This is a genomic window from Streptomyces sp. YIM 98790, from assembly GCF_011421595.1.
Classification (GTDB): Bacteria; Actinomycetota; Actinomycetes; order Streptomycetales; family Streptomycetaceae; genus Streptomyces.
The window spans coordinates 17,170-27,305 of the sequence record NZ_WTLH01000079.1 but is presented as its reverse complement, the minus strand read 5'-3'; the positions used below and the strand labels follow the sequence as shown (position 1 = coordinate 27,305).

Below are 10,136 nucleotides of genomic sequence, written 5' to 3'. Positions count from 1 at the left end.
GGGCTCCGCGCCCGGGGCGCGCGCGTGCCGTGCGGGGGGCGGATGCCGCTTCCGCGGCGCGTGGCCGGGGTTCCGCTGCGGCATGCCCGCCGGCTGCCCGGCCGCTGTCCGTGCCCGGGGCCGTGGCTCAGCGGGACGCATCGTGGCCGGTGAGGAGTCCGCAATCCGGCGGAAACCCCGGGCGCGGTTTGTGACAGGTGTCACCGCGCCGGTGTGATCTGGATTTCAGGTAGACCCCCGGAGCCCCGATACGCTCGCTGAGGGCACCTCCCGTGCCGGCACCTGGCGGGCCGGACCGGGGGAGGGCCTGCCGCGCGCCTCGGGGCCTCGGCCAAGAAGCTCGTGACCGTCTTGGTGACCGTCTCGTCGTGATCCTCTTGACCGTCGCCGCAGGATCAGGGCTCAGCGGCACGCCCAAGCCGACGACATCGATCGCGAAGACCACGGATTGAGGGACGGACGCGCGTGGACCTGTTCGAGTACCAGGCGAAGGATCTCTTCGCCAAGCATGGCGTACCGGTGCTGGCCGGTGAAGTCATCGACACCCCCGAGGCAGCGCGAGCGGTGACCGAGCGGCTCGGCGGTCGCGCAGTGGTCAAGGCCCAGGTGAAGACCGGCGGCCGGGGCAAGGCGGGCGGCGTCAAGCTGGCCTCCGACCCCGAGGACGCGGTGGCCAAGGCCGATGCCATCCTCGGCATGGACATCAAGGGCCACACCGTGCACAAGGTGATGCTGGCCCAGACCGCGGACATCGCGGAGGAGTACTACGTCTCCTACCTCCTCGACCGCGCCAACCGCACCTTCCTGGCCATGGCCTCGGTCGAGGGCGGCATGGACATCGAGGAGGTCGCCGCCACCAAGCCCGAGGCACTGGCCAGGGTCCCGGTGGACGCCATCGCGGGCGTGGACCTGGCCAAGGCGCGGGAGATCGTCGCCCAGGCGGACTTCCCGGCCGAGGTGGCCGAGCCGGTGGCCGAGGTGCTGGTCAGGCTGTGGGACTGCTTCGTCAAGGAGGACGCCCTCCTGGTCGAGGTCAACCCGCTGGTCAAGACCGCGGACGGCGCCGTGATCGCGCTGGACGGCAAGGTCTCGCTGGACGCCAACGCGGCCTTCCGCCAGCCGGAGCACGAGGCGCTGGAGGACAAGGCCGCCGCCGACCCGCTGGAGGCCGCGGCCAAGGCCAAGGGCCTCAACTACGTCAAGCTGGACGGCCAGGTCGGCATCATCGGCAACGGCGCGGGCCTGGTCATGTCCACCCTGGACGTGGTCGCCTACGCGGGCGAGGCGCACGGCGGCGTCAAGCCGGCCAACTTCCTGGACATCGGCGGCGGCGCCTCGGCCGAGGTGATGGCCAACGGCCTGGAGATCATCCTCGGTGACCCGGACGTGAAGTCGGTCTTCGTCAACGTCTTCGGCGGCATCACCGCCTGCGACGCGGTGGCCAACGGCATCGTGCAGGCCCTCGAACTGCTCAGCAACAAGGGCGAGGAGGTCACCAAGCCGCTGGTGGTCCGGCTGGACGGCAACAATGCGGAGGTCGGCCGGAAGATCCTCACCGACGCCAGGCACCCGCTCGTCGAGCTGGTGGACACCATGGACGGCGCCGCGGACCGCGCCGCCGAACTGGCCGCCAAGTAATCCCCCGACGACGACTCCAGACTTACGACTCACCGAACGAGGACTCCGCAGAAATGGCTATCTTCCTCACCAAGGAGAGCAAGGTCATCGTCCAGGGGATGACCGGCTCCGAGGGCCAGAAGCACACCCGGCGCATGCTCGCGTCCGGCACCAACATCGTCGGCGGCGTGAACCCGCGCAAGGCGGGCACGACGGTCGACTTCGACGGCACCGAGGTGCCGGTGTTCGGCTCGGTCAAGGAGGCGATGGCCGCCACCGGCGCCGACGTCACCGTGATCTTCGTGCCGGAGAAGTTCACCAAGGACGCGGTCATGGAGGCGGTCGACGCCGGGATCGGCCTCGCCGTGGTCATCACCGAGGGCATCGCGGTGCACGACACCGCCGCGTTCTGGGCCCACGCGGGCTCCAAGGGCGGCAGGACCCGCATCATCGGCCCCAACTGCCCCGGCCTGATCACCCCCGGCCAGTCCAACGCGGGCATCATCCCCGCCGACATCACCAAGCCCGGCCGCATCGGCCTGGTGTCGAAGTCCGGCACGCTGACCTACCAGATGATGTACGAGCTGCGGGACATCGGCTTCTCGTCGGCGGTCGGCATCGGCGGCGACCCGGTCATCGGGACCACCCACATCGACTGCCTCAAGGCGTTCCAGGAGGACCCGGACACCGACATCATCGTGATGATCGGTGAGATCGGCGGCGACGCCGAGGAGCGGGCGGCCGACTACATCAAGGCCAACGTCACCAAGCCGGTGGTCGGCTATGTGGCCGGCTTCACCGCCCCCGAGGGCAAGACCATGGGCCACGCCGGTGCCATCGTCTCCGGCTCCTCCGGCACCGCCCAGGCCAAGAAGGAGGCCCTGGAGGCGGCCGGGGTGAAGGTCGGCAGGACTCCGTCCGAGACCGCCCGCCTGGTCCGCGAGACACTGACCGCCACCGCCACGGCCTGAGCCGCGCTGCGCCCGTCCGCAGCCGCCGACGCGAACGCCGGGGTGCGCCCCTTTTGGCGCACCCCGGCGTCGCGTCTTCCCGCCGGGACGGTCAGGGCCCGGTGAGCGCGGTGAGCACCAGAAGCGTGCTGAGCAGGGCGAACAGCCCGGCGCAGGCGTAGAGCAGCCGTCCCGTGACCCGCTCGCTGTGCAGCCGCGCCATGCGGGGCGACAGCGGGCGCAGCGGCTGCGCGCCCGCGATCCGGTCCAGCGACTCGGCCAGCACCCGGCCGCGCTCGGCCGCCGGAGCCCGGGTCAGTTCCGGGACGCGGTCGGTGAGGTGCTGCCGGGCGTGGGCGATCCGCCCGGCGGCGGCCTGGGTGGTCGCCTCCACCTCGGCCGCCGTGTCGGCCACCGACATGCCCAGCCCTTCGTGCAGGACCAGGCAGCGTCGGTAGCTGGGCGGCAGCTCCAGCACGGCGTTCAGCAGGGTGCGGTCGCCCGGCTCCGCCGGCAGCGCGCGGGGGCGGCGCGGCCGGGGGCGGAGCCGGTGCCAGGGCGACAGCGCGTACTCGTAGGCCGCCGCCCGTACCCAGCCGGGCGGGTCGGGGTCCGTCGCGACCTCGGGCCAGCGCTCCCAGGCGAGGCGGAAGGCGTGCGCCACGGCGTGTTCGGCGCGCTTGCGGTCCCCGCAGAGCAGGAAGGCCTGCCGGGCCAGCGGCTCGGCCTGGCTCTCATACAGCTGCTCGAAGGCGTACAGCGGTGCCAGGTCGACCACCGGCACGCCCGCCGCTTCGGCAGCCGCCCGGGTGTCCCGTTTCCCGGTGTCCCCCTCCGACCGGGTTCCGGCCTCGGCGCCGGTCCCGCCGGCCCGGCCCGTGCCCCCGGCCGCGGCCTCTTCCCCGGCCGTGCCGGTGCCCGGGTCCGTGCCCGTGCCGCGGTCCTCTGCCCGGTCTTGTGCCCGGTCCGCTGCCTCGTCCGCTGCCTCGTCCCCTGCCTCGTCCCCTGCCTTGTCCTTCGCCTCGTCCTTCGCCTCGTCCTCGGGATCGGCCGGGCCGGCGGTACGGAGCCGGGGCTGCCGCCGTGGCTGTTGCCTGCCCCGGTTCCCGATGCGCTTTCCCGCGCCGTGCTTCTGCCGTGCCGTCGTCATCCGTTGCTCCCTCCCTGTCGACCGGAAACCGCCTCGGGCACAGGCAGTGTGAAAAAGTGCATATGGCCATACTGGGCGACACCACGACAAATCGCGCGTTACCTCGCCGATCGACCATGTGTTGGCACCATGGCCGGGGTGAGTGCCCTGTTCGCCGCGCTCGCGGAGCGCAACCGACGGTCCGGCGGCGTCCCCCGCCGCCGCACCTGGGCGGGCGGTGCCTGGATGTTCGAGGGACTGCTCGCCGCCGGACTCGGCATCGGCGCCGTCTCCTCCGTCGTCCTGCTGCTGTGGACGACGTCTCCGCATCCCGCCGAGGGGCCGGGCACCGCGCTGCGCGTCGCCCTGGACCTGTGGCTGCTCGGCCACGGCACCGAACTGCTCCGCATCGAGACCCGTACCGGTGTGCCCGCACCCATCGGCCTGACCCCGCTGCTGCTGGCCGCCCTGCCCGCCTGGCTGCTGCATCGCGCGGTGCGGGTCTCGGTGCTCCCGGAGGACGCGCCGGACGCCCGGCCGGGCGAGGGCCTGCACGCCGCGCCGTGGATCTGCGCGGGGTACTGCATGGCCGCCGCCGTGGCCGTGGTGCACACCATGACGGAAGGACCGATCCGCCCGGTGCCGCCCAGCGCGGCACTGCACATCCCGCTGTTCGCCCTGGCCGTCACCCTGCTCACCGCCTGGCACCACAGCGGGCCGCCGCCGCTGCGCGGCCCGCTGCGGCGGCCCGCCGAGGCGCTGCTCCGGCTCCAGGAAACGGGTGCGCCGCGCGCCGCGCTGGCCGCCGTGTGCACCTTCGTCTGCGTCGGCGCACTGCTCGCGGCCGTCGCCCTGGCCCGGCACCACGCCCTGGCCGAGGCGGCGTTCCACAGCCTGACCGGCGACTGGTCCGGCCGTCTGGCGGTGCTGTTCCTGGCCGCCGCCCTGGCTCCCAACGCGGCGGTCTGGGCCGCCTGCTACGGCCTCGGGCCGGGCTTCGCGCTCGGCACGGGCGCGCTCGTCGCGCCCCTGGCCCCGGCACCGGCCCTGCCCGGCGGCGGCTCCTCGGACCGGGTGCCCGCCTTCCCCCTGCTGGCCGCCGTCCCCGCCGAGGGGCTGCTGGTCACCGCCGTCGCCGTGCCGCTGGCCGGCGCGCTGGTCGTCGCCTGGTTCGTCGCCCGGACCGCCGTCCCGGTCCGTGCCGCCCGGCAGGCCGCCACCGGTCCGCTCGCCACCGCCGTCGCCGTCCTGCTGGCCGCCCTGCTCGCGGGCGCCGGCATGATGCTCCTCGCCACCCTGGCGGGCGGCCCGCTGGGCACCGGGAACCTGGCCGTCTTCGGCCCGGACCGCCTGCCGGCCGGGCTGGCCGCCTTCGGCTGGATCACGCTCCTGGGCATCCCGGCCGCCCTGGCGCTGCGCGCGTGGCGTCTCCGCCGCCCCCACCTCACCCGCACGGTGGCGAGCGGGGTCCGGTCCCGGCTTCGCCGCCTCGTCCGGTTCCGCCGCAGGCCACGGAGTGCCGGAACCGCGGACACCGCGGAGACCGCGGACACCGCCGGAACCGCAGGAACCGCACGGGGAGCGGAGACCGCAGGCCGCGCAACGGCGGGCCGGACTCCCGCATCACGGTGACGGCCGGCGCCCGGCGGACCGCCCCCCGCGGGGCGCCCCGGCCACGCCTCCTCTCCGCCCTCTCTCGTCCCCCTCTCGCACGCCCCGGGGCACGGAGGGCGGGAAGGCGCCGCTGACCTCGCATGATGCGGTCCGGGGCGGCGGAGCAGGGGGTGCGCCGTCGGGTGTACGGGGCATGCGTCGGGGCACCATCCGGAACGGCCGTGTCAACCACGCGTCGAACGCCGGGGGATCGTCGGGCCGGACTTTGCCGGACGACCAGGGACCCGGGCGCCGCCGTCCGACAACCCGAAGGGAATCATGCGCCTGAAAAAGATCGCCGCCGCCTGCTCCACCACCGTGCTGGCAGCGACCTGTCTCGTCGTCACGTCCTCCTCCGCCGAGGCCGCCTGGTATCCGACGTGCAACGACGCCAAGAAGAAGTACATCTCCTCCCACGAGTACGTGGTGCAGCCCTTCTACACCGGCACCGGTACGCGGAACTGCGTGATGGGCTACGGAGCCCAGTCCTCCGGGGTGGTGCGCCTGCAGTTCGCGCTGAACGACTGCAATCGCGTCTCCATCGCCGAGGACGGCATCTACGGAAGCGAGACCAGGGGCGCCGTGCGGACCGTCCAGACCCGGGCGAAGATCTCGGTGGACGGGGTGTACGGCCCGGATACCCGCAAGGCCATGTACTGGGGCGTGTACGCCGACGGCCGCGGCTTCGTGGGCTGCAAGCGCCCGCAGGTGTGAGGGCGGAGATGAAGGCAGACAGCAAGAAGGAGGGGACAATGAACCGCAAGCTGGCTTCAGTCCTGGGTGTTCTCGCCATGGGGGCGGGTGTGGTGCTGGTGACTCCGAGCACGGCCCAGGCCGCCTATCCGACGTGCAACGCCCAGAAGGTGAAGTACACCTCCGGGTCGTACTTCACCTACCAGCCGTACTACACGGGCACCGGTTCGCGGAACTGCGTGATGGGCTACGGGGCCCAGTCGGACGGCGTGTACGCGCTCCAGAACGCCATCAGGTTCTGCTACAAGTCCATTTCCGTGGACGGCATCTACGGCTCGCAGACCCGGCAGGCGGTGGTGGACGTGCAGACCGTGGAGAAGGTGGGCGTGGACGGCGTGTACGGGCCGGTCACCCGTAAGGCCATGGACTGGCCCATCTACAAGGGAGGCCAGGGCGGCGGCTTCGTGGGCTGCTCGGAGCCGGGCTTCTGACGCACCCGCGGCCCTCACGAGGAGGCCGCCCCCGGTCATGACGGACCGGTGGGCGGCCACCGCGCACCCGCGCCCGGTCCGTCCGTCCTCCCCGGCCACTGCGGCGGCCGGCCACTGCGGCGGCCTGCCGCAGCCGTTCCTGACGCGGTCCGGGCAGGCCGGACGGAGCCCGCCGGCGGGCCCCCGCCGGGCGCGCGGACGCGCCGGTCCCCGGGGCTCACTCCGGGTCGAGGTACTCCTCCAGCCAGGTGGGGATGAGCTCCTCGCAGGATTCCCGGGAGGCGGTGGTGAGGGCGTCCTCGACGCAGATGAAGTAGTCCTTGTAGATCATCTGCACGGTGAACTGCAGGGCCACGATGCCCAGCGCCAGGGAGGCCAGCACGATGCCGACGGTGGCCTGGGGGACCTGCGGGCGGCGGCCGGGAGCCGCGCCGCCGCCCCCGCCCTCCCGGTCACCGCGGTCGCCGCGGCCGGTCCCGGCCGCGGAGTCGCGGACCGCGGCGGGCGCCGCGGCGGCGCCCTCCGGCTTGGGCTTGAGCAGGGCGTCGATGCCCCAGTAGAGACCGAAGGCGCCGAGGAGCACGGCCAGCCAGTCCACGCCGAGCCAGGCGACCACCACCCCCCACATGCCGGCCAGCAGGGCGTAGCGGGCGCGGCGCTGCTTGGGGTCGGAGGGATCCCAGCGGCGTTCCGGGCGGAACCCGCCGTTGCGCCCGCCGGGCCGGCCGGGCGGCTGGCCGAAGGGGCCGGACTGGCGCTGCGGCTGGCGGCGGCTCCACTGGCTGCCCCAGCCGCGGTTCTGTTCCTCCCGGCCCGGGTCCTCCTCCGGGGCGTCCGGGTCCCGGTCGCGGCCGGGCCCGCCGTCGCGGTCCTCGCCGCGCGGCCGCCACGGGCGGTCGGGGGCGCCCTCGGGCGGCGGCGCGAAGGGGTTGTGCTCCTCGCTGTTCCGGCCGTTCGTCTCGGCGGCGGCGCGGCGTCGGTCGCTCATGTGTGTCTGTCCCCTGCGTGGCGTCCGCGGTGGCGGCGCGCCGGTGATCCTGGAGGGCGGTCGTGGCCTTCGACCGTACCGGGGCGGCGCGCTCCCCGTCGCACGGGGGCGGCATGTGCTGCCGGTATCGTGGCCCGTGGCCGCTGGTCTTCAGGTCTTTCCACGGCGGCCGGCGGAGCATCCGGCAGAGCGGCCGGTCCGGCTCCGCTTTCCGTCAGGAGAATCGAAGACCCCGCACAGAGAGCAATCCGCCGTGGCCGCTGCGCACGACGCCGAATCCCCCGCGCGTCTCGTCGTCCTCGTCTCCGGCTCGGGGACCAACCTCCAGGCCCTGCTGGATGCCGTGGCGGAGCGCGGCGCCAAGGCGTACGGCGCCGAGGTGGTGGCCGTGGGCGCGGACCGGGACGGCATCGCCGGGCTGGAGCGGGCGCGCGCGGCCGGGCTGCCGGTGTTCGTGCGCCGGGTGCGGGACTACCCGGAGCGCGCCGGCTGGGACCGGGCGCTGACCGAGGCGACCGCCGGGTACGAGCCCGACCTGGTGGTCTCGGCCGGATTCATGAAAATCCTGGGGCCGCGTTTCCTCGCCCGGTTCGGCGGGCGCACCGTCAACACCCATCCCGCTCTGCTGCCCAGCTTCCCGGGCGCCCACGGGGTGCGCGACGCGCTCGCGTACGGCGTGAAGGTGACCGGATGCACCGTCCACTTCGTCGACGAGGGTGTCGACACCGGCCCGATCATCGCCCAGGGCGCGGTGGAGGTCCGGCCGGAGGACGACGAAGCGGCGCTGCACGAGCGGATCAAGGAAGTCGAGCGAGGACTGCTCGTCGAAGCCGTCGGCCGACTGGCCCGCGACGGCTACCGCATTCAGGGACGAAAGGTACTTATCCCGTGACGGCCGAAGCTGTCGGAGCTGAGAAGCTGCCCATCCGGCGCGCGCTGGTGAGCGTTTACGACAAGACCGGGCTGGAGGAGCTGGCCCGGGGTCTGCACGCGGCGGGCGTGGCGCTCGTCTCCACGGGCTCCACGGCCCGCCGGATCGCGGACGCCGGGGTGCCGGTGACCCCGGTGGAGGAACTGACCGGCTTCCCGGAGTGCCTGGACGGCCGGGTGAAGACCCTGCACCCCCGGGTGCACGCGGGCATCCTGGCCGACCGCCGCCTGGCCGGCCACCGGCAGCAGCTGGAGGAGCTGGGCGTGGAACCGTTCGACCTGGTGGTGGTGAACCTCTACCCCTTCCGGGAGACGGTCGCCTCCGGGGCCGCGCCGGACCAGTGCGTGGAGCAGATCGACATCGGCGGGCCCTCCATGGTGCGGGCCGCCGCCAAGAACCATCCCTCGGTGGCCGTGGTGGTCAATCCCGAGCGGTACGGCGATGTGCTGCAGGCGGCCGCCGGGGGCGGCTTCGACCTGGCCGCCCGCAAGCGGCTGGCGGCCGAGGCGTTCCAGCACACCGCCGCCTACGACGCGGCGGTGGCGTCCTGGTTCGCCGGGGACTACGCCCCGGACTCGGCACCGCTGCCGGACTTCGCGGGCATCGCCTTCACACGGCAGCACGTGCTGCGCTACGGCGAGAACCCGCACCAGCCGGCCGCGCTGTACAGCGACGGCAGCGGCACCGGCCTGGCCGCCGCCGAGCAGCTGCACGGCAAGGAGATGTCCTACAACAACTATGTGGACACCGAGGCCGCGCGCCGCGCCGCCTACGACCACGACCGGCCGTGCGTGGCGATCATCAAGCACGCCAACCCGTGCGGCATCGCGCTGGGCGCCGATGCGGCCGAGGCGCACCGCAAGGCGCACGCCTGCGACCCGGTCTCGGCCTTCGGCGGGGTGATCGCGGTCAACCGCCCGGTGTCGGTGGCCATGGCCGAGCAGGTCGCGGAGGTCTTCACCGAGGTGATCATCGCCCCGGAGTACGAGGACGGCGCGCTGTCGGTGCTCACCCGGAAGAAGAACATCCGGGTGCTGCGCTGCCCGGAGGCCCCCGCCGTGCGCCGCGAGCTGCGGCCGGTCGAGGGCGGCCTGCTGGTGCAGGAGCGGGACGTCTTCCAGGCGGAGGGCGACGACCCGGCCCGCTGGACGCTGGCGGCCGGTGAGCCGCTGGACGAGGCGGGGCTGGCCGGGCTGGCCTTCGCCTGGCGGGCCTGCCGGGCGGTGAAGTCCAACGCCATCCTGCTGGCCAGGGACGGTGCCTCGGTCGGCGTCGGCATGGGCCAGGTCAACCGGGTGGACTCCGCCCGGCTGGCGGTGCAGCGGGCCGGGGCGGAGCGGGCCGCCGGATCGTACGCCGCCTCGGACGCCTTCTTCCCCTTCCCGGACGGGCTCCAGGTGCTGATCGACGCCGGGGTGACGGCCGTGGTCCAGCCCGGCGGCTCGGTCCGCGACCAGGAGGTCATCGACGCGGCCAGGGCCGCGGGCATCACCATGTACCTCACCGGCACCCGCCACTTCTTCCACTGATCCGCTTCTTCCACCGATCCACTGATTCCGCCGGCCCGGCGGCAGCATCCCGGAGGGCGCCGGAGCCCTCGCGCGAGCAGGCGCGGGGGCTCCGGCCACGGCCCGGACGGGCGGGGGAGGGGCGTGAGAGAGTGGGCGCCGTACCCGTCCCCCCG

General features: G+C 73.8%; 9 protein-coding genes. 7 read left to right on the top strand and 2 right to left on the bottom strand.

Annotated elements, in window-relative coordinates; all coding sequences use genetic code 11:
• The first annotated feature begins 465 nt into the window (after nt 1–465).
• Both sucC and sucD read left to right on the top strand, forming a co-directional pair.
• Complete coding sequence (gene sucC, locus GQS09_RS15100; RefSeq protein WP_165986581.1) at nt 466–1,638, top strand: ADP-forming succinate--CoA ligase subunit beta; 1,173 nt, start codon at nt 466–468, stop codon at nt 1,636–1,638.
• A gap of 53 nt (nt 1,639–1,691) precedes the next feature.
• On the top strand, nt 1,692–2,588 hold the full coding sequence (gene sucD / locus GQS09_RS15095) for a succinate--CoA ligase subunit alpha (protein WP_165986580.1): 897 nt from the start codon (nt 1,692–1,694) through the stop codon (nt 2,586–2,588).
• 91 nt (nt 2,589–2,679) lie between these two features.
• Here sucD and GQS09_RS28640 read toward each other — a convergent pair whose 3' ends face one another.
• Complete coding sequence (locus tag GQS09_RS28640; RefSeq protein ID WP_207957851.1) at nt 2,680–3,717, bottom strand: RNA polymerase sigma factor; 1,038 nt, start codon at nt 3,715–3,717, stop codon at nt 2,680–2,682.
• Between the two features lie 138 nt (nt 3,718–3,855).
• Here GQS09_RS28640 and GQS09_RS15085 point away from each other — a divergent pair, with 138 nt between their 5' ends.
• From GQS09_RS15085 to GQS09_RS15075, 3 genes are all read left to right on the top strand, one after another.
• On the top strand, nt 3,856–5,328 hold the full coding sequence (locus GQS09_RS15085; protein ID WP_165986579.1) for a DUF6350 family protein: 1,473 nt from the start codon (nt 3,856–3,858) through the stop codon (nt 5,326–5,328).
• A gap of 300 nt (nt 5,329–5,628) precedes the next feature.
• Nucleotides 5,629–6,063, top strand: a complete 435-nt coding sequence (locus GQS09_RS15080) for a peptidoglycan-binding protein (RefSeq protein ID WP_165986578.1) — start codon at nt 5,629–5,631, stop codon at nt 6,061–6,063.
• Nucleotides 6,064–6,101: 38 nt separating this feature from the next.
• On the top strand, nt 6,102–6,533 hold the full coding sequence (locus GQS09_RS15075; protein WP_165986577.1) for a peptidoglycan-binding protein: 432 nt from the start codon (nt 6,102–6,104) through the stop codon (nt 6,531–6,533).
• Between the two features lie 217 nt (nt 6,534–6,750).
• Here the strand turns inward: GQS09_RS15075 and GQS09_RS15070 are convergent, their stop codons facing one another.
• On the bottom strand, nt 6,751–7,521 hold the full coding sequence (locus GQS09_RS15070) for a hypothetical protein (RefSeq protein ID WP_165986576.1): 771 nt from the start codon (nt 7,519–7,521) through the stop codon (nt 6,751–6,753).
• Between the two features lie 253 nt (nt 7,522–7,774).
• Here GQS09_RS15070 and purN point away from each other — a divergent pair, with 253 nt between their 5' ends.
• The gene (gene purN, locus GQS09_RS15065; RefSeq protein ID WP_165986575.1) at nt 7,775–8,413 is read left to right on the top strand and encodes a phosphoribosylglycinamide formyltransferase; all 639 of its coding nucleotides are present in this window, start codon (nt 7,775–7,777) and stop codon (nt 8,411–8,413) included.
• Nucleotides 8,410–9,981 (top strand): bifunctional phosphoribosylaminoimidazolecarboxamide formyltransferase/IMP cyclohydrolase, encoded by a 1,572-nt coding sequence (purH, locus tag GQS09_RS15060; protein ID WP_165986574.1) that lies wholly within the window; start codon nt 8,410–8,412, stop codon nt 9,979–9,981. The genes purN and purH overlap by 4 nt, the downstream gene beginning before the upstream one ends.
• The last annotated feature ends 155 nt before the right edge of the window (nt 9,982–10,136 follow it).

Excerpts from the sequence above, each read along its gene's own strand:
- sucD (WP_165986580.1), top strand. The coding sequence starts at position 1,692 with ATGGCTATCTTCCTCACCAAGGAGAGCAAGGTCATCGTCCAGGGGATG.
- GQS09_RS28640 (WP_207957851.1), bottom strand. The coding sequence starts at position 3,717 with ATGACGACGGCACGGCAGAAGCACGGCGCGGGAAAGCGCATCGGGAAC.
- GQS09_RS15080 (WP_165986578.1), top strand. The coding sequence starts at position 5,629 with ATGCGCCTGAAAAAGATCGCCGCCGCCTGCTCCACCACCGTGCTGGCA.
- GQS09_RS15075 (WP_165986577.1), top strand. The coding sequence starts at position 6,102 with ATGAACCGCAAGCTGGCTTCAGTCCTGGGTGTTCTCGCCATGGGGGCG.
- GQS09_RS15070 (WP_165986576.1), bottom strand. The coding sequence starts at position 7,521 with ATGAGCGACCGACGCCGCGCCGCCGCCGAGACGAACGGCCGGAACAGC.